This window comes from Frigoribacterium sp. MCBA15_019 (genome assembly GCF_001864945.1).
In the GTDB taxonomy this organism is placed as follows: Bacteria; Actinomycetota; Actinomycetes; order Actinomycetales; family Microbacteriaceae; genus Frigoribacterium.
Window position 1 is genome coordinate 205394 of sequence record NZ_MJGS01000017.1, and the last position, 19778, is coordinate 225171.

The window sequence follows — 19778 nt, forward strand, 5'->3', positions numbered from 1 at the left end:
GAGGGGGTTCGTCGTGACGGCTGTCGCGTGACTACTGACCGCTGGCTGCGACCGCGTCCTCGAGGGCCGTCTGGAGGCGCGTGTCGGCTTCCGCTGCCGCCACCAGGTCGTTCTCGGCGTAGGCCGCGGCACGATCGGTCAGGGCCTGCTGGGCGTCGGCCAGGGCCTGGTCGAGCGCGGCGTTGTCGGTACCCGCCCCCGTGTCACCGGTGTCGGGCGTCGCCGTGCCCCCGTCGGTCGCGCCGTCGCCGGCATCCGTGCCGGTGCCGGTGCCGTCGGTGCCGTCACCCGTGGTCGGTACGCCGTTGTCTCCGGCCGTCGCACCCGAGTTGCCGCCGAACAGCGAGTCGAGGGCGCCGTCGAGGGTGTCCTCGAAGGCGATCTTGTCGCCGAAGGAGACCAGGATGCGCTGCAGGACCGGGTACGACGTCTCGGAGTTCGACTTCACGTAGATCGGCTGCACGTAGAGCAGACCGCCACCGACCGGCAGGGTCAGCAGGTTGCCTCGGACGACGCTCGTGTCGCCCCGAGTGAGGAGTGCGAGTTGGTTCGCCACCGCGGTGTCGGTGTTGAAGTTGTTCTGCACCTGTCCGGGGCCGGGCAACGTGTCGGTGCGGGGCAGGGCCAGCAACGTGAGCTTGCCGTAGTCCGATGAGATCTCACCCGGCGTCGACCCCGCATCGGCGTTCGCCGCGAGGTAGCCCGTCAGGACGTTCCGGGCGTTCTCACCCGACTGCTGCGGGATGTACGTCGAATAGATCGAGAACGCAGGGTCTTGGTCGGGCAGCTGCAGCGTCAGGTAGTACGGAGGCTGCAACGGCGGGTTCTGTGCGTTACTCGTCGGCTCGTTCGGTGTGACCCAGGCGTCGTCGCTCGAGTAGAACGAGTCGGCGTCCGTCACGTGGTACGTGCCGAGGATCGCCCGCTGCACCTTGAACATGTCCTGCGGGTAGCGCACGTGCTGGAGCAACTCGGCGGACATGTCACTCAGGGGTGACAGCGTGGACGGGAAGATCTTGTCGTACGTCTGCAGGATCGGGTCGCTGGTGTCCCACGCGTAGAGCTTGACCGAGCCGTCGTAGGCGTCGACCGTGGCCTTCACCGAGTTGCGGATGTAGTTGATGTTGTTCGACGCGTACACCGGGCGGTCGTTGTACGTGTCGGCGATCGCGTCGGACAAGGCCTGCGGCTTCGAGTACGGGTACTCGTTCGTGGTCGTGTACCCGTCGACGATCCAGACGACCTTGCCGTCGACGACGGAGGGGTAGGGCGCACTGTCGATGGTCAGGTAGGGAGCCACCTTCTGCACGCGCTCGGTGGGGTCGCGGTCGTAGAGGATCTGCGACTGGTCGTTCACCGCGTCGGACAGGAAGATCTGCTCGGACTGGAACTTGATGGCGTAGATGAGCTTCTTGAAGACGTTGTCGAGCTTGGGCCCACCATCGCCCTCGAAGGTCGTCGTCTCGTTCGTGCCGTTGTCGTTGCTGCCCGACGGGTAGTCGAGCTCGATGTCGTTGCCGCCGTCGCCACCCACGATCGAGTAGGTGGGCGACTCCTGGCCGAAGTAGATCCGCGGCTCGTAGTCGCCGGCGTCGCCGAGAGCGCCTGTCACGGGGATGCCGGACTCGAGGAAGACGGGCTGGCCGTCCGCCGACCGCTGGTTGCCGTACGCCGCCACCACGCCGTAGCCGTGGGTGTAGACGAAGGTCGTGTTGTAGGGGGTGGCCGAGTTGCCGAGCTGCGAGGTGTTCAGCTCGCGCACGGCGATGACCGTGTCTTGCACGTTGCCGTCGATCGTGTACCGGTCGACCGCGAGCTGCTCGGGGAAGCTGTAGTACTGGCGGTACTGCTGCAACTGGGCGAAGGCGTCGGTCACGAGCGCGGGGTCGATGATGCGGATGTTGGCTGTCGTGACGGCGTCGCCGGCCAGGGCCCCGGCCTCGGCGTCGGACTTCGCATCGTAGGTCTGCTCCTCGACGTCGGCCACGCCGTACGCCTCACGCGTCGCCTGGATGTTGCGCTCGATGTACGGCGACTCGACGGTCCGCTCGCTGGGCTCGACCGTGAACCGCTGGACGATCCAGGGATAGATGCCACCGACGATGATGCTGATGATGATGAGCGCGGCCGTGCCGATGACCGGCAGGCGCCAGCGGCCGACGATCGCGGTCACGATGAAGAGGATCGCGACGACGACGGCGATCCCGGCGAGGATCTGCTTGCCGGGGATGCCCGCGTTGACGTCGGTGTACGTGGCACCCGTGAGCAGCTTGTTGGTGCCGTCGGACAGGGTCGCGTACTGGTCGAGCCAGAGGCTGACGCCCTGCAGCAGGAGGTACACGGCGGCGGTGACGGCCAGCTGGATGCGCGCGACCTTCGAGATGCGCACCTCGCGGCCGGTGAAGCGCAGAGCGCCGTAGAGGTAGCTGGTCGCGACGGCGGCGATGCCGGCGATGAGGACGACGGCCGAGGCGAAGCCGACCGCTGCCTGGTACAGCGGCAACTCGAAAACGTAGAACCCGATGTCGAGCCCGAACTGCGCGTCGGTCTGGCCGAAGGGGGTGCGGTTGATCCACTCGAGGACGGTCTGCCACTGCGTCGACGTGGCGATGCCGGCGAAGAGGCCGAGCACGGCGGGGACACCGACGACGACGGCACGACGCAGGGGCTCGATGACCTGTTGGTAACGATCGAGTTGCGAGTTCAACTTGGCGTACACGGGGCGGAACCGGAAGGCCACCTCGATGCTGATGTAGACCGGCACCGCCATCGCCACGAAGCCCACCGCGAACATCACGAGGCGCGAGATCCACTGCGTCGTCAGCACCCCCGTGAACCCGAGCTGCTGGTACCAGAGGTAGTCGGTCAGCAGCGACGAGAAGATGAAGAAGGCGATGACCAGGGCGGCGAGGACGGCCACCGTGACCAGGACGGGCAATCGGGGCGAGCGTCGTGCGGTTCGCGACGATGCGGGTGACGTCAAGGGTGTGCTCCTGGCTGACGGGGACGTGGACCGCCATCCTACGTGTCGAGCCTGGCCGTCCCAGCGTCCCCTTCTCAGCTTTGCGCGGGCTGCACGAACGCTATCGACCGGCCGTGCAGGTGGGCAGCGACGACGTGTCGCCGCCGCCCGCGACCGTCTCGAGGGCCGTGACCGCGTCGTCCAACGTGGCGACGGAGTAGACGTCCAACCCGGAGGGCACGTTCCCGACGACCTCGGAGCAGTTCGTGGACGGCGCGAGGAAGACGGCCGCCCCGGCGTCGCGAGCACCGTAGAGCTTTTGCCGGATGCCCCCGATGGCGCCCACCTCGCCCGACGCCGTTATGGTGCCCGTGCCCGCGACCTTCTCGCCGCCGGTGAGCTCGCCCGGAGTCGTCTTGTCGATGATCCCGAGCGCGAACATCATGCCGGCGCTCGGTCCGCCGACCTGGTCGAGCTTCAGCGTCACGTCGAAGGGATACGTGTAGTCCACGCTGACCCCGACCCCGAGCAGCGGCGTGCCGTCAACCTCTTGCGGGGTGACCTGCTCGGTGACGCTCGTCCCCGCCCGGTCGACGACGACCTCGGCCGGCGTCGACGCACCGTTCGCCGCGACGAGGCCGCGGAGGACGTCCACGTCCGCGTCGGTGGCGAGACTCGTGCCGTTGACGCTGACCAGGACGTCGCCCTCGCGCAGGACGCCCTCGGCCGGGCTGCCCTGGGAGACCTGGCTGACGGTCACGGCGCTGGGGATGGCGTACCCCTCGTGGATCAGCGCCGCGGCGATCGCGGACTTCTGCGAGTTCTGCATGTCCACGGCGTTCTGCTCGTCGACCTGGTCGTTCGACACCCCCGACGGGTACACGGCCTCGACCGGGATGACCGAACGGCTGCGATCCGCCCAGGCACGGACGACGTCGACCCACCCCGGCCGGACGTCCTGGTTGCCCTGGACGCTGACGGTCAGGAGGTCGAGCGTGCCCGAGGTGGGGTAGGTCTCGTGGCCCGACACGGTGATGAGCGGCTGGGACGAGCCCTCGTACTCGGCGCTGCCCAGGGTGTCGAACACCGGGCCGGGCTGTTCGATCAGGTACGGCCCCGGCAGCAGGCTCAGGACGACCGCCGACACGACGGCGACACCCAGGAGGGGCCAGCCGATCCGGCTCGCACGGCGAGCCGTCGACGGGGAGGTGCGCGGGGGCGTGAAGAAGGCCACGGAGGGTCCTTTCGGGATCGGCCGGGGAGGCGCGGGTCGCGTTCGCCACGAGCGGAGCGCCGGCCCCGGGGCGGTGGCCGAATCCCAGGATCTTCGTGCGGCCAGCAGCTAGCGTAGTCAGCATGACCGATGATTCGCCGCGCGGGCCTGAGGACGAGTTCCGTGACATGCTGCGTCAGTTCCTGTCCGGCGGTTCCGACATCGATCCGTCACAGCTCGCCGGGGCCGCGGGGCTGCCCGACGACCCGGCCTTCGTGGCACGACTCATGAGCCAGCTGCAGAACGCCGTCAACAGCAGCGGTGACGGCATCGACTGGTCGATCGCCACCGAGCAGGCGACCGCCGTGGGCGCCCAGACCCCCGTCGCGCCGACCGCGGCCGAGACCGCCGCCCTCGAGCAGGCCTTCCACGTCGCCGCGCTGTGGCTCGACGACGTCACGTTCGTGGCCGAGCTCACCGCCACGCCCCGTCTGGTGACCCGGGCCGAGTGGGCCCGCCTGACCATGCCCGTGTGGAGCCAGCTCGCCGAGCCCGTGGCCACGTCGATCGCCGACTCCCTCACCGGTGTGCTCAGCGAGCAGGCTCCCGAAGAGATGCGCTCGATGCTCGCCGGGGCCAGCCAGGTCATGCGCAGCGTCGGAGGCACGCTCTTCGCCATGCAGCTCGGTCAGGTCGTCGGCCAGCTCTCGACCGAGGTCGTGTCCGGCGGCGACGTCGGCATCCCCCTGCTCGACGAGCAGCAGGCCGCACTGCTTCCTCAGAACGTCGCCGCCTTCGGCGAGGGCCTCGACATCGAGGCCGACCAGGTGCAGCTCTACCTCGCGGTCCGCGAGCTCGCCCACGCCCGCCTCTTTCGCCACGCACGATGGCTGCGGCTGCACCTCATCTCGTCCATCCGCGAGTTCGCCCAGGGCATCCGCATCGACACGTCCCGGCTCGAAGAGCTCGCGGTCGACTTCGATCCCTCGAACCCCGGCGAACTGCAAGAGGCCATGAAGAGCGGTGCCCTCATCCCCCCGAAGACCGACGAGCAACTCGCCGCACTCGCCCGCCTCGAGACGACCCTGGCCCTGATCGAAGGCTGGGTCGACGTGGTGACCGCCCAGGCCACGGCGCGCCTCCCGAAGTCCGCGGCGATCGCCGAGACGGTGCGCCGGCGGCGCGCTGCCGGCGGGCCGGCCGAGTCGGCCTTCTCCACCCTGGTCGGCCTCGAACTGCGACCGCGACGCCTCCGCGAGGCGGCCGTCCTGTGGCAGACCGTGTCCGACGCCGTCGGGGCCGAACGTCGCGACGACCTCTGGTCACACCCGGACATCGTGCCCACCAGTGCCGACGTCGACGACCCTCAGGCCCTCGTGGCTCGACTGACGTCGAACGAACCCGCCTTCGACGACGTGGACCAGGCGATCCAGGACCTGCTCGACGACACGACCGACGACCGTCCCCGCGAAGGCGACGACGGGTCGGCGATCGAGCCCGACGGGTCGGGGCCCGACCCGGACGCACCCCGGTCCTGACACCCCGGGTCACCTCGACCTGCGGTCACCTGTGGACAACCCTTGATCCACCCCGCCTCCACGACATGATCGGACGATGCCCCTCGTCCTCGATCCCCGTACCCCCGTCGTCTGGCGTGACCCGTCGACCCTCCAGGTCGGCGTCGACCGTCCGACGCTCGTCCTGAGTCCGGTCAGCAGGCTCGACGAGCGGGTGGTCGCCGCCGTCGCCGCGGGCCACGGAGCAGGCGGCCTGCCCACCCTCGTCGCCCACCTCGGCGTCGACCGAGCCGCGGTCGAGGCCTCCGTCGAGCGCTTGCGACCCGCGCTGGGCGGCGACACCGAGCCGATCGTCCCGCCGACCGTCGTCGTCGGCGGGCCGGGCCCGGTGGCCGATGCCGTCGCGCGCCTCCTGGGGTCCTGCGGGGCCGACGTCCGCCGGGCCCACGCCGATCTGCCTCCACCGAGGAACGCCACGGGCGTCCTGGTCGGCGGGCACGTCGTCGACCCCGGGGTGGTCCGAGAGTGGGTGAGGTCCGACCTCACGCACCTCGTGGTGCGACTGGGCGATCGTCACGCCCGGATCGGCCCCGTGACGGTGCCCGGCACGACGGCCTGCGCCCGGTGTCTCGACCTCCACGCCGGTGAGGCCGACCGCGCCTGGCCCGCGATCGCCGGTCAGCTGAGCGCTCGACCCCTCACCGCGCCTCCGCTGCTGTCCGTCCACGAGGTCGCCACGAGAGCCGCCCGCCGTCTGTGGTCGCGTCTGAGCGGCGCGGCCGGCACACCGGAGGACTCCGAGGTCGAGTCGATCTCGATCGCCGAGGGTCTCGTCACTCGCGCGAACGTGCCGCCCCACCCGGAGTGCGGGTGCGCAGCTCTTCCACGAACCGGCTCACGCGCCGTTCGCCGCCGCGCCCTTGCCCCGACCGGCTCCACGACAGCCGCAGCCGCTCACGCGCCCTCGTGACGCCGACGTACAAGAGGCGGCGTTCCTCGTCGATCGCCGCGTCGTCCTTCGCATAGCTGATCGGGACGAGACCCTCGCTGAGACCGACCAGGTACACGCTGCGCCATTCGAGCCCCTTCGCCGAGTGCAACGTCGCCAGGGTGACCGCGGCCATCGTCGGCTCGTGTTGCCCGGCCTGGCGGGCGAAGAGTTCGTCGACGAACTGGCGGAGTGTCGTCCCGGGCGCCGACGCCTCGGCCAGGCCCATGATCGTGTTCAAGGACTCCCAGCGGTCGCGGATCGCGCCTCTCTGGTCAGGAGCGTCCTGCGTCCAGCCGAGCGACCGCAGGACGTCACTGACGGTCTTGAAGAGCGGCTCGCCCACGATGCTGACCGCCGCGCCCTTCATCATCATCAGGGCCTCTTTCACCTCGCGGAGCTCGAAGAACCGCGTCGCACCGTGGATGCGGGTCGACACGCCGACATCGGCGAGCGCGCGCTCGATCGCCGCGGCTTGGACGTTGACCCGGTACAGCACGGCGATCTCTTCCGGGGCGACGCCCGAGCGGATCTCGTCGGCGATCGTCTCGGCGATTCCCCGGGCCTCGGCCGAATCGCTGGCGTACTCGGTCACGGGCGGCACGGGACCCGTCGTCTCGACTGCCGGGTGGAGGTGCAACGCCCCCGGCCGACCCCGCATGAGCTGGTTGGCCGTGTCGACGATCTGCCGCGACGAACGGTAGTTCTGCTCGAGACGGACGACCGTGGCGTCGTCGTATCGCGCGCCGAACCCGAGCAGGTAGTCCGACGACGCGCCCGCGAACGAGTAGATGGTCTGGCTGGCGTCGCCGACGACGCAGAGGTCGTTCCGACCGCCGAGCCAGAGGTCGAGCAGGTCTTGTTGGAGGGGCGAGACGTCCTGGTACTCGTCCACGACGAAGAAGCGGTACTGCTCGTGCACCTGCTGGGCCACGCGCGGCTCGAGCTCGAGCATGCCGACCGTCGCGAGCAGGACGTCCTCGAAGTCGAGCTGGCGCCGTTCGTCCTTGACGGCCTCGTAGGCCCGGTGCAGGTCGACGGCCTTCTCGATGCTGATCGACGGCGGCAGCGACCTGCCCGGCAGGGCCTTCGCGTAGTCCTCGAGGGTGAGCCGCGAGACCTTCCGCCACTCGATCTCGGCCGCGAGATCCCGCAAGGCCGCCGTGTCGATCTTGAGACGCAACGACTCGGCGGCGTGGGCGAGTGCCTTGGCCTTGCTGTCGAGGAGGCGCGGCATCTGACCGCCCATCGTCTGCGGCCAGAAATAGGACAGCTGGGACAGGGCCGAGGCGTGGAAGGTGCGCGCCGAGACTCCCCCGGCACCCAGGTGACGCAACCGACCACGCAGTTCGGCGGCCGCACGTGAGGTGAAGGTGAGCGCCATGACGCGGTTGGGCGCGTAGACACCCGTCGCGACCCCGTACGCGATGCGGTGGGTGATGGCGCGGGTCTTGCCCGTCCCGGCACCCGCGAGCAGGCACACGGGACCGAGCAACTTCGACGCCGCCCGGCGCTGCTGCTCGTCGAGCCCCGCGATCAGGTCGGCGGCCTCGGTCACTGGTCGATCTCGCCGCCGAACCAGTCCTCGATGATCGCGCGGGCGATGGACGTGCGCCCGGGAAGGACGATCTCACCGAGGCCCGCGACGAGTTCGTCACGGCTGAACCAGCGCAGGTCGAGGATCTCGGCGCCGTCGGGGGTGAGCGTGCCAGGATCGTCGGTGTCGACCTCGGCCCGGAAACCGAGCATGAGGCTCGCCGGGAACGGCCAGGGCTGTGAACCCAGGTAGCGGGGCGACACGACGTTGATGCCGGACTCCTCGAAGATCTCGCGCTGCACGGCGTGCTCGAGCGATTCGCCGGGCTCGACGAAACCCGCCAGCAACGAGTAACGGTTCTGCTCCCACAGGGCGTTCGAACCGAGCAGGAGGCGGTCGTCGGCATCGGTCACGCCGACGATGATCGCGGGGTCGGTCCGGGGGAAGATCTCGTGGCCGTCGTCCGGGTCTCGACGCACCCAGCCCGCCTTGTCGGTGACCAGTCGCCGACCGGTCCGCGGCGAGAACCGGTGGGAGTCGTGCCAGTTCGCCACGGCGACGGCCTCGACGGCCAGGCCGGCGTCGCGCGCGCTCAACGCCGTGCCCGACACTCGCGGACTGCCCCAGGCCGAGTCGTCGGCCGCCATGGACTTGGCGCGCTCGTCGTCGAGGAGTGCCGCCAGGACGGGCGTGCCCACGGGTTCGGCGGCCGAAGGGTCTTTCGAGACGCCGAGGTAGACGTAGTCGTCGGCCGGCGGGACCGACGAGGCCGGCAGGAGGGCCAGGGAATCCGCCGACGCCATGAGGGTGCGTCCCCGCCAGACCGGCAGCACACGGGTGCCCGCCGAGGCGAGCAGTTCGTCGACGACCCCGGCGCGCTCGCGGGTGAGGTAGTCACGGTCGACCTGGTGGCGGGACAACGGGAGCCGGGACGTGAGCGGCGAGGACATCGGACGACCAATCATCGCGAGTTGACAGCGTGGCGCACGGCAGGGCATCGCGTGCGGCGGCCTACCCTGAGGGCATGGCCAGATCTCATCTCACTCTAGCCGCGCTGGCCACGGCCGCCGTCGCGGACCTGGACGTCACGCGCGCGTCACGCCACGGCAGCGAGACGGGTGGCGACTTCGACTCGGCACTCGTCGACGGCCGCGCCGGAGAGCACTGCATCGTCCGTGTCCCCCGGTCGCAACGGGCCGAGGCCGAGCAGTCGGCCGACCTCGTCGCCTTGCGCGCCCTGAGCGCCGGCGTCCGCGGGCGGCTCTCCTTCGACGTACCCGCCTACCGCGGCCAGGCACCGATCGGTCGCACGCGCGGCATCGTCTACGACGTCGTCCCCGGCGAGCACCTGTCGATCTCGCGACTGACCGCGACCAGCGACCTGCCCACGGCGCTGGGCCGTGCCGTGGCGGCGATCCACTCGCTGCCGACGAGCTTCGTGACCGACGCCGGCCTGACCAGTCACACCCCGTTCGAGGCCATGCGGTCCTCGGCGGCGCTGGTCGATCGCGCGGCCTCGACGCGCCTGCTGCCCGCGGCGCTGCTCGAGCGCTGGGAGGCCGCCATCCAGGACTCGGTGCTCTGGCAGTTCCAGCCGACGGTGGTCAACGGCTCCCTCGACGCCGGTTCGGTGCTCGTCCTCGGCGACACCGTCAGCGGTGTGCTCGGCTGGCACGACCTGCAGGTCGGCGACCCCGCCCGCGACCTGGCCTGGCTGCTCGGCGCCCCGAGCCCGACAGCGGTCGACGCGGCGTTCGACGCCTACAACACCGCCCGAGGCACGAGCGACCACCAGCTGCGGCACCGGGCGACCCTGTATCGCGAACTCGACCTGGCGAAGTGGCTGCTGCACGGCACCGGCACCAAGAACACGTCGGTCGTGGACGACGCCGTCGAGATGATGACGAAGCTCGTCGACTCGCTGCCCGGTGATCGACGGGCCGGCATCGGCTCGGGCTCGACCGCCGCCCTCGACGTCGACGGCGTCGAGGACCTGCTCGAGGCGACCGAGCGCCGTCACGTCTGAGACGACGCCTCGACCCGCTGCCAGAGCTCGACGAGTTCACCGCGGTCGGCCACGTGCCGGGGCCGCAGCACCACGTCGTCGGCCACGAAGTAGAAGACCGCGTCGATCTTGTCGGCCGGGATGCCCGTGAACTGGGCGTAGGCCTCGCGGTAGAGCGCCAGTTGGAGCTGCTTGAGCTCGAGATCGGCGTCGTCGGTGGGCGCCTTGCCCGTCTTCCAGTCGACGACCTCGAACCGGCCGTCGCGTTCGAACACGGCGTCGATCTTGCAGATGACGGTGCGGCTGCCGAGGGGGAGGTGGATCTCGAGCTCGACGTCGGTCGGCTCGAGGGATGCCCAGGCCGAGCGCTCGAAGGTCGTGACCAGTTGCTCGAACCTCCTCGCGTCGTCCGGGTCGACCGGCCCGGACCCGGGTGAGCCGACCCGCTCGTCGTCGAGATCGCTCTCGTCTCCCCAGGCGTCCAGGGTCTCGGCACGGCCCGTCGGCCGGAAGCGCTCTTCCACCCACTCGTGGAACAGCGTGCCGAGGCGGGTGGCTCGATAGGGCCGTTCGGGCAGGGGACGACGGAGAGCGGCGGCGACCGCGGCCGGGTCGTCGACGTAGTCCTTGAACCGTGAGGCGGGGATGCGCTGTGGCAGGGGAACCGCCCCGGCGCCCGCTCGCGCGGCGTCACGCTCGAGCAGCAGCAGGTCGATGTCGGACGACCATCTCGACAGCGGCCGTGACCGCTCCGTGTCGGCGGGCTCGTCTCGTGAGCGCCGGTCCACGGCCGCGGCGACCCGTGCCGCGGCGTCCTCGACGACCGCGCGGCGCTGGCCCAAAGGGTCGAGCGGCCAGCTGAGCTCGCGGGATGCGGCGGCCAGGGGGTTCTCGTCGTCGTCGGGTCGCTCGGGCAGGTCGCCGGTCGGCACGAGTCCTCTCTCGGCCAGCTCGACGACGAACCGGCTCGCCGGACGAGGGCGCACGGCGCTCGTCCAGAAGGAACCGCTCACGAGCAGGGCGTCACGGGCACGGGTGAGCGCGACGTAGGCCAGCCGCCGCTCCTCGGCCTGGTGCCGGACGACGAGCTCGTCCTTGAACGCCTTCAGCGACTGGTCGAACTCTTTCTGGTCGGCGGCGCCCCGCCAGCCGAGCACGGGCAGCTCGGCCGCGTCGCCGCGGAACTCGTACGGCAGTTCGCCGAAACCGAGCCACCCCACACCCTCGCGGGACGTGCCGGGCAACTCGCCCTCGACCAGCCGGGGCACCGCCACGACGTCCCACTCGAGCCCCTTGGACCCGTGGATGGTCAGCAATTGGACGGTACCCCGCTCGGCCTGCTCGGACCGCGGCCCCATGTCGTCACGACGCTCGGCTGCCGACAGCCACGACAAGAAGCCCCCGAGCCCGGCGTTCTCGTCGGTCGCGACGTACCCGGCCAGTTCGTCTTCGAAGGCCTGCAACCAGGCACCGCCCGAGGGCGCCCCGGTGGCCGCCGCCACCTCGACGTCGAGCAGCATCTCGTGCTCGACCAGCGTGACGAGGTCGACGAGGTCGAGCCCGGTGCGGCCCCGGAGGAACGCGAGGTGGGAGCCCAACCGCCTCAGGCGCACGAGTCCCTCGTCGCTGAACTCGGCGAGCTGACGATGGGTCACGGGTGCCGTGGCCACGAAGTCCAGGGCGTCGACGATGGACCCGTGCTCGCCGGCGGCGACCGACGCCCGGAACCCGGCGGCGACGTCGTCGTCGAGGCGCTGCTGGGCGTGGTCGTGCGAGAAGAGCCACGAGGCGACGTCGCGCAACCGCGCGATGTCTCGCACGCCGATCCGCCATCGGGCCCCGGCCATCAGACGGATCGCCTCGGAACCGGCCGACGGGTCGTGCAGCACCCGGAGGCAGGACACGAGGTCGACGACCTCGGGGCGTTGCAGGAGGCCGCCGACGCCGAGCACGTGGTACTGCACCCCACGCGCGGCCAGCGCCTCGACGAAGACGGGCATGGTCTTCTTCGACCGGAAGAGCAACGCCGCCGTCCGGCGGGCGGGCTCGCCGTCGACCATGGTGGGGACGGCCAACTCTCGCTGCAGCCACGCCGCGACCTGGTCGGCCTCCCCCGGCAGCGTCTGGTCGAAGAGCAGTTCGACACGACCCTCGGGAGCACCCGGCCGGGGGTGCAGCTCGCCGACGACCGCACCGGCGGACCGTGCCAGCTCGGCCACGACGGTGTTGGCGGCGTCGAGCACGCGCGACGCGTTGCGCCAGCTCGTCGAGAGGCTGAACACGGCGTCGGGCCGGGCCCCGAAGTCGACAGGGAACCGTCCGAGGTTCGCGGCGCTGGCCCCCCGGAACCCGTAAATGGACTGGTGGGGGTCGCCGACCGCCATGACCCCGGTGCCCTCGAAGAGGCGGGACAGCAAGGTGGTCTGCACGACGCTGGTGTCCTGGTATTCGTCGAGGAGCACGACGCGGTAGCGGTCGCGCAGCTCGGCCACGACGCTCGGCGCCGTGTCGCAGACCTCGAGGGCCAGGGCCACCTGGTCGGAGTACTCGACGAGGCCGCGACGAGCCTTCTCGTCGGCGAAGGCCGCGGCGAGGTCGAGCAGCGGCGGGAGGGCCGACACCGCGCCGACGGCGTCGACCACCGACTTATAGGCGCTGCCCTTGGTCGACGGCAGACTCGCGAGGTCGAGGAACCGGTCGGCCAGGCGCGCCACGGGCTCGGGCCCGGTGACGTTCTCGCTGAGGGCGTGGCTCAGGCGGAGGACGGCCTCGGTGATGCCGTCGACGCTGCGGCCGAGCCCGGCGAGGCGCTCGTCGTGGCTTCCCACGACGAGTGAGCGCGCCAGCTGCCAGGCCGACGCGTCGCCGAGCACCTGCGACTCGCTCTCGCGCCCCACCCGCAGCGCGTTGTCACGGAAGATCGCGTTGGCGAACGCGTTGTAGGTCGAGACGGTGGGCACGTCGAACGGATCGACCTCGTCGCCGAGCAGTCCGACGGCGGCGAGCTGCGCGATGCGCCGCTCGATGCGCTCACCGAGTTCACCGGCGGCCTTGCGGGTGAAGGTCAGACCGAGCACCTGCGAGACGCCGACGAGACGGTTGGCGAGCAGCCACACCACGCGGTTGGCCATGGTCTCGGTCTTGCCGCTGCCGGCGCCCGCCACCACGAGGGCGGGCTCGAGTGGTGCCTCGATGACGGCCTGCTGCTCGGCGGTCGGGGTGGGCAGCCCGAGCGCCTCGGCGATCTCGGCCGCTCCGAGCAGGGACGAGGAGGCACGGGTCGTGTCGCCGACGCCGCTCCCGTCACCCGCACGCGCGGCGCCGGCCGCGTCGGCGGCCCGGCCCACGCCCGTCACGAGCCGCTCACCTCGCCCACCACGTGGATGCGGCACGATCCACCGTGGCGGCCCTCGCAGTGGTCGTCGAGGCGGGCGACGAACACCCGTCCCGCCATGTGCTGGGCCGCGGCGACGACCCGGGCCCGGAAGGCCGCGAGTCGGTCGTCGTCGAACGCCCCCTGGGCCGGCTCTCGGTAGAGCTTGCCCCGGACGCCTGACGACACGATGACGAGCTTCGCCCCGCCCGGGGGTGTGCCCTCGGGCACGGCCTCGACCGCGCCGTCGGCGAGGGCGACCTGGTAGCTGCCCAGCTGGGGGTGCTCGGCCACGGCCTGGGGCGACGTCGGGGCCGACCGCCCCGTCTTGAGGTCGACGATGACGGCGGCGCCCTCGCGGGTGCGCTCGACCCGGTCGATCGACCCGCGCAGACGAGCCGGCCCGATGTCGAGGGTGAACGTCGACTCGGCTCCGAGCAGGCTGCCACCCGACGCCTCGAAGTCCCGCAGGTAGGAGGAGAGGCTCTCGGTCATGTCGCGCGCGCGGCGTTTCTCGGACTCGGCGATCCAGGCCGACTCGAACTCGAGCTCGGGCCAGCGTCCCTCGACGGCCCTCCAGAGCGAGTCGACGTCCGTGCCCTCGGCGTGCTCCATGACGTCGTGCAGCACCGTGCCGAGACCCATCGCCGCGTTGGGAGGGGAGCCGCCGAACCGGTCGACGAACCAGTGCAGGGGGCATTCTTCGAACGACCCGAGTTGCGACGGCGACACGGGCACGTGGGCCTCGGGGGCGTCGAGGTCGATGAGCGGCTCGACGGTGGTCGGCTCGAGCAGCCCGTACCAGTCGTCCGGCGACGCCCCGGCCACGCCCTCGTGGGCGAGTCGTGCCAACGCCTCGACCGCGTCGTCGGCCCGGGGGCCGTGAGGCGACGAGACGAGCACGTGTCGGAGGTGCCCCACGAGCCCTCGCAGCGACAGGGGGTGCCCGGCGGGGGCTTCCGGGCAGCCATCGGGCAGCAGCCGGAAGAACGGCGAGGGGCCCTCGTCGTCGTTCGAGGTGCAGGAGAGCACGACCTGTCGGGTGGCGCGTGACACCGTGAGGGCGAACATGCGCAACTCGTCGGACAGCACCGCGGCCCGGGCGTCGGAGGCAGCGGCCGGCTCGTCGTCACGGTCGTCGGACGGGCCGCCGCGGAGCAGCCCGCGCTCGGCCAGGGCGACGAGTTCGTCGGGCGCGAGCAGCCCGCCGCGGATGCGCAGGTTCGGCCACACACCGTCCTGCAGCCGCGCGGCGACGACCACGTCGACCTCGACTCCGACGGCGTTCGACGGCGAACAGACCAGCACCGTCTCGGCCGTCGCCTGTGGCGAGAGCGTGTCTTCGGGCACCTCGGCCCCGAGCAACGAGTCGAGGAAGGCCCCGGCCGGCGCCTCGGGGGTGCGTTCGACGAAGCGCTTGGCGGCCGTGAACAGCGCGACGACGCCGTCGAGGTGACGGTCGGCCTCGGCGGCGACGATGCCGCGACCGTCGCTCTGCGCCGACCATTCGGCCGCGAGTCCGCTGCGCTCCCACAGACCCCAGAGCACTTCTTCGATGCTCGCACCGGTCGCGGCGGCACGACGGGCCGCGTCGAGGCTGGACGAGAAACGCCCGGCACGGGCGGCGAACCTCGAGTCGATCGTGACGAACCGACCAGCCCCCTCGAGGGCCTCCACGAGCAGGTCGTCGGCCGAGCGGACGCCGCCCGCCCCGAGCTCGTCGGCGCGCAGGGCGAGCCTCAGGCGTCGCAGCGAGAGCGGGTCGAAGCCGGCGAGAGGCCCCAGCAGCAACTCGGTCGCGAGCTCGACGGTGAGCTCGTCGCGCCCGACGGCCACGGACGCGGCGAGCAACAGGTGACGTGCTGCGTGCTCGTCGCGCACGGCGCGTCCGGCGACGGAGGTGCGGGTCGGCACCTCGGCGAGCTGCAGCCCCCGCGCGACGCCGGCCACCTGCCCGCCGCTGCGGACGACGACCATCATGCGCGACCAGGGCACCCCACGGACCAGGTGGTGCTCGCGCAGGAGTCGGGCCACCGACGCCACTTCGTGGGTCGGACTGTCGGCCCGGACGGTGACGATCGGGGGCACCGTGGAGTCGGCCCCGTCGGCGACCTCGGAGGGCTCGGAGGGCTCGGCCACCGACGCGGCCACCGCGGCGTGCTGGCGGCCGGCGCCGGCCGTCCCGATCCGGGAGGTGACGCGCTGAACGAGGTCCCGTAGCGGCGGCTGGTGGCGGTGGGCCGTCGAGAGGTAGAGCGTCTCGACGTCGGACAGGCCGAGCCGGGGGCCGAGCCGGCCTAGCACGTCGGGCGTGCCACCCCGGAACGCGCTGGTCGACAGGTCGGGGTCGCCGAACGCGACCACGGCGACGCCCCGCCGGGTCAGGGCGCGCAGCAGCGCCACGGTCGACTCGGTCGCTTCTTGCGCGTCGTCGACGAGGACGACTCGCAGCCCGTCGACGGCCGGGGAGGTCTCGCCGCGGTCGAGGGCGGCGACGGCGTAGTCGACGAGGTCGGCCGAGTCGAGGTGCCGCCCCCGGGCCGCGTCGAGCACGCCCAGGTACTCGTCGCGGAAGTCGGCCACCGCCGCCCATTCGGGCCGGTCGGCCCGTTCGGCGGCACGCCGGAGCCCCTCGGACCCGATGCGGTGCTCGGTCGACCGCATGAGGACCTCGCGCAGCTCCGTCCGGAACCCGCGGAGCCGACGCACGGTCGGGCCGAGCCCGTCGGGCCAGGACGGCCCCGTGCCGTCGAGCTCGTGCCCTTCGAGCAGGGCACGGACGATGCTGTCCTGATCGCCGCCGGTCAGCAGGGTCGGTGCGGGGAGGCCGACGAGTCGCGCCGCGTGGCCGACCACGTCGAACGCGAGCGACGAGACGGTGCGGGCCAGGGGCCCCGGGGTGGGGACGGTGAGCCTCGACGCGATCACGTCGCGCAGCGTCGTGGCCGTCGACCGCGTCGGCGCGAGCGCCATGACGGCCGCCGGGCCCCACGCACGCACCTCGACCCGGTCCACCACGAACTCGACGAGCGTGCAGGTCTTGCCCGAGCCCGGGGCACCCAGGACGGCCGCCGACCGCCCGTCGGGGAGGTCGAGCACGGCTCGCTGTGAGTCGTCGAGAGCCGTCGGCACCACGGCTCGCGTCGGGCCCGGGAGGGGCGAGGAGACGGTCGAGGCCATGTCCCGACGCTACCGGCTCGGACCGACATCGAGGTCGGTCCGGTGGGCGGGCGACGGCCCGAGGCGCAACCGCCTGTGCGCCGACAGTGAACGTGCAGAGCCGGGGCGGCGAGGTCGGTTATCGTGACCACGTGGACATTCGCATCGGCATCACCAACAGCCCCCGTGAGATCAGCTTCGAGACGGCGCAGACCGCCGACGAGGTCGAGAAGGTCGTCGGCGACGCGCTCGACGGCGGCAAGTCGTACGTCACCCTCGCCGACTCCAAGGGCAAGACCTACCTGGTCCCCACCGCGTCGCTCGCCTACGTCGAGGTCGGCAGCGAAGAGAGCCGCAAGGTCGGGTTCGTCAGCTAGCCGTGGAACTCCTCTTCGTCGTCCTGGGCGGCGCCATCCTCGGGTTCGTCCTCCATTACGCGCTGCCCGACGCCGACACCCGCGGCGTCCTGCTCGCGCCGGCCTCCGGCGCCGTCGTGGCGGCGATCGTGTGGGAGGCCCTCACCTGGGCGGGGTGGCCCGCGGACGGCGGCTGGATCTGGGTCGTGGGGCTCGTCCTCCCGGCCGTCGTCGCCTTCGTGGTCTGCCGCGTCGCGGCCGTCCGTCGTCGGGCACGCGACAGTGAGCACTTCGCCCGCCTGGTGCGCTCCGCTTCCTGACACCGCGCCTCCGGTCGGCCGCCTCCGGTGAGAGGTCGACCGGCGAACCCGCGACGACGGGTCTGCCCGAAGCCGACCCCGGGAACGACTCAGGCGGTGAGCCCGAGGGCGTCCATGCGGCGGGTGTGGGCGGCGATGAGTTCGGTGAAGACCGGCTCGAGACGCTCGTCGTCCGCCGACACGTGCGACGCCGAGACGGCAGCGCGCGCGACCAGCAGGGTGTCGCCCACCAGCCTGCGCCCCCAGAGGGCCAGCCGCGACGCGAGTCGCGAGTCGGCCTCGATGGCCGCCGAGAGCTCTCGCACGACGAGCGGTGCGTCGTCGTGGGCCTTGAGCACCGCGACGATGCGCTTGTGGTGATCGGCGGGCAGCCCGGCCGCCAACCGGACGAACACGTCGTTGAGCAGGCCTGCCGCGACGTAGTCGGCGAGGATCGCCTCGTACCAGTCCGTGCCTTCGGTCCGGGCCCGGAATTCGTCGATCGCGGCGATGTGGGGCTCCATCGACTCGGTGGCGTCGTGGCCTGACCGTTCGATCTCGGCCACCAGGCCACGGTGTCGTGCCAACGTCGTCTCGGCGATGCGACCGGTGGTCTCTTTCGCGCGGACGTCGGGGGCGAACGCCGACGAGCGCCCGAGAGTCTCGAAGAGTGCGAGCTCGAGGTAGGCCGCGTGCCCGAGGAAGACCAGCAGGTCGGGGGTGAACTGGTCGAGCTCGACCCGCGCCGCGGGGGTCGGCTTCGCTGCGGGCCGCGGCCACTGCAGGGACGGGACGCCGCGTTTCGCACCTCGACCGGGCCAGGACACCACGCCCACATCTTACGGGGTCCGAGAGGCCGCCCGTCGCGACGGGCTAAACTCCTCGCATCCCCCTATATGAGACAGGGCAACACTTTGACATTCACTGACCTCGCGATCGACCCCGACATGGTCGACGCTCTGGCGTCGAAGGGGATCCTCGAACCTTTCCCCATCCAGACCCAGACCATTCCCCTCGCCCTCGCCGGCCAAGACATCATCGGCCAGGCCAAGACGGGCACCGGCAAGACCTTCGGCTTCGGCCTCCCCATCATCCAGCGCATCGGCCTCGACCCGGCCCCCGGCGTCAAGGTGCTCGTCGTCGTCCCCACCCGCGAACTCTGCGTCCAGGTGGCCGACGACCTCGAGGTCGCCACCGCGAACCGTGCCACCAAGATCGTCAGCATCTACGGCGGCAAGGCCTACGAGGGTCAGGTCGAACAGCTCAAGGCCGGCGCGCAGATCGTCGTGGGCACCCCCGGGCGCCTCCTCGACCTGGCCGGCCAGCGCCTCCTGAACCTCAAAGAGGTGCAAGAGGTCGTGCTCGACGAGGCCGACAAGATGCTCGACCTGGGCTTCCTCAGCGACATCGAGAAGATCTTCCAGCAGGTTCCGGCCACCCGTCACACCATGTTGTTCTCGGCGACGATGCCCGGCCCCATAGTGGCACTGGCCCGCCGCTTCATGTCGAAGCCGATCCACATCCGCGCGACCGACCCCGACGAGGGCCTCACGCAGGCGAACATCAAGCACGTCGTCTACCGCGCCCACTCGCTCGACAAGGACGAGGTGATCGCGCGCATCCTCCAGGCCGAGGGTCGCGGCAAGACCGTCGTCTTCACGCGCACCAAGCGCGCGGCCGCCAAGCTCGTCGAAGAGCTGAACGATCGTGGCTTCAACGCGGCCGCCGTCCACGGCGACCTCAACCAAGAGCAGCGCGAGCGTGCCATGGCCGCCTTCAAGGCGGGCAAGAAGGACATCCTGATCGCGACCGACGTCGCGGCCCGCGGCATCGACGTGAACGACGTCACGCACGTCATCAACCACACCGTGCCCGACGACCACGACACGTACCTGCACCGCGCCGGCCGAACCGGCCGTGCGGGCAAGACCGGCATCGCCGTGACGTTCGTCGACTGGGACGACCTGCACAAGTGGGCGCTGATCAACCGGGCCCTCGACATGGGTCAGCCCGAACCGGTCGAGACCTACTCGTCGAGCCCGCACCTCTTCACCGACCTCGACATCCCCGCCGGCACCAAGGGACGCCTTCGCGCGACCTCCCTGTCGGCGGTCAAGGCGGGTTCGGCCGGCACGCGCGAGCGCACCGGCGGCCCCCAGGGCGACCGAGACAGGGGTCGTGGTCGCGGTCGCGGCGACGCTCCCGTCCGTACCTCGGGTGAGCCCTCGGCCACGGGCCGCGGTGCCGCCCAGGCACCCGACGCGGCGACTCCGGCCGGCGAGGCCACGGGTGAGGCCCCGCGCAAGCGCAGCCGCAACCGTCGCCGCCGCCCGGCGGGCGACTCGTCGTCGCAGCCCCAGGGCTGACGC

12 protein-coding genes are annotated in these 19778 nt (G+C 71.4%); 5 read left to right on the forward strand and 7 right to left on the reverse strand.

Features of this window, described 5'->3' with window-relative positions; genetic code table 11:
- Positions 1-31: 31 nt before the first annotated feature.
- Both BIV04_RS13145 and BIV04_RS13150 read right to left on the reverse strand, forming a co-directional pair.
- A complete protein-coding gene (locus BIV04_RS13145; protein WP_071256874.1) occupies positions 32-2929 on the reverse strand; it encodes a UPF0182 family protein in 2898 nt (965 codons plus the stop codon).
- A gap of 154 nt (positions 2930-3083) precedes the next feature.
- Complete coding sequence (locus BIV04_RS13150; protein ID WP_071256744.1) at positions 3084-4196, reverse strand: PDZ domain-containing protein; 1113 nt, start codon at positions 4194-4196, stop codon at positions 3084-3086.
- Between the two features lie 122 nt (positions 4197-4318).
- On the opposite strand from BIV04_RS13150, the gene BIV04_RS13155 reads away from it, so the two are divergent.
- Positions 4319-5713 (forward strand): zinc-dependent metalloprotease, encoded by a 1395-nt coding sequence (locus BIV04_RS13155; protein ID WP_071256746.1) that lies wholly within the window; start codon positions 4319-4321, stop codon positions 5711-5713.
- Between the two features lie 812 nt (positions 5714-6525).
- Here BIV04_RS13155 and BIV04_RS13160 read toward each other — a convergent pair.
- Positions 6526-8238 (reverse strand): ATP-dependent helicase, encoded by a 1713-nt coding sequence (locus BIV04_RS13160; protein ID WP_071256748.1) that lies wholly within the window; start codon positions 8236-8238, stop codon positions 6526-6528.
- The gene (gene nudC / locus BIV04_RS13165) at positions 8235-9167 is read right to left on the reverse strand and encodes an NAD(+) diphosphatase (RefSeq protein WP_143048701.1); all 933 of its coding nucleotides are present in this window, start codon (positions 9165-9167) and stop codon (positions 8235-8237) included. Before nudC ends, BIV04_RS13160 begins: the two co-directional genes overlap by 4 nt.
- 74 nt (positions 9168-9241) lie before the next feature.
- Here nudC and BIV04_RS13170 point away from each other — a divergent pair, with 74 nt between their 5' ends.
- Positions 9242-10243 carry a phosphotransferase gene (locus BIV04_RS13170; RefSeq protein WP_071256752.1) on the forward strand — a complete coding sequence of 334 codons (1002 nt, stop codon included), beginning with the start codon at positions 9242-9244 and terminating at the stop codon, positions 10241-10243.
- Here the strand turns inward: BIV04_RS13170 and BIV04_RS13175 are convergent.
- Positions 10234-13578: an ATP-dependent DNA helicase gene (locus tag BIV04_RS13175; protein ID WP_255364289.1), complete on the reverse strand. Its 3345-nt coding sequence runs from the start codon at positions 13576-13578 to the stop codon at positions 10234-10236. The two genes, BIV04_RS13170 and BIV04_RS13175, sit on opposite strands and share 10 nt — an antisense overlap.
- Positions 13575-16775, reverse strand: coding sequence for a UrvD/REP family ATP-dependent DNA helicase (locus BIV04_RS13180; protein WP_083396450.1), 3201 nt, complete (start codon positions 16773-16775; stop codon positions 13575-13577). The genes BIV04_RS13175 and BIV04_RS13180 overlap by 4 nt, the downstream gene beginning before the upstream one ends.
- Positions 16776-16906: 131 nt before the next feature.
- Between BIV04_RS13180 and BIV04_RS13185 the strand changes: the two genes are divergently transcribed.
- Positions 16907-17131: a DUF3107 domain-containing protein gene (locus tag BIV04_RS13185; protein ID WP_043595511.1), complete on the forward strand. Its 225-nt coding sequence runs from the start codon at positions 16907-16909 to the stop codon at positions 17129-17131.
- A gap of 2 nt (positions 17132-17133) precedes the next feature.
- A complete protein-coding gene (locus BIV04_RS13190; RefSeq protein WP_071256754.1) occupies positions 17134-17430 on the forward strand; it encodes a hypothetical protein in 297 nt (98 codons plus the stop codon).
- A gap of 89 nt (positions 17431-17519) precedes the next feature.
- Here the strand turns inward: BIV04_RS13190 and BIV04_RS13195 are convergent, their stop codons facing one another.
- Entirely contained in the window at positions 17520-18239 is a 720-nt protein-coding gene (locus tag BIV04_RS13195; protein WP_071256878.1) for a ferritin-like fold-containing protein, read from the reverse strand.
- Positions 18240-18323: 84 nt separating this feature from the next.
- Between BIV04_RS13195 and BIV04_RS13200 the strand changes: the two genes are divergently transcribed.
- Entirely contained in the window at positions 18324-19775 is a 1452-nt protein-coding gene (locus BIV04_RS13200) for a DEAD/DEAH box helicase (RefSeq protein ID WP_071256756.1), read from the forward strand.
- The last annotated feature ends 3 nt before the right edge of the window (positions 19776-19778 follow it).

What these genes read in the sequence shown, in the direction of transcription:
- nudC (WP_143048701.1), bottom strand. Translation starts at nt 9,167, where the DNA reads ATGTCCTCGCCGCTCACGTCCCGGCTCCCGTTGTCCCGCCACCAGGTC.
- BIV04_RS13180 (WP_083396450.1), bottom strand. Translation starts at nt 16,775, where the DNA reads ATGGCCTCGACCGTCTCCTCGCCCCTCCCGGGCCCGACGCGAGCCGTG.
- BIV04_RS13155 (WP_071256746.1), top strand. Translation starts at nt 4,319, where the DNA reads ATGACCGATGATTCGCCGCGCGGGCCTGAGGACGAGTTCCGTGACATG.
- BIV04_RS13170 (WP_071256752.1), top strand. Translation starts at nt 9,242, where the DNA reads ATGGCCAGATCTCATCTCACTCTAGCCGCGCTGGCCACGGCCGCCGTC.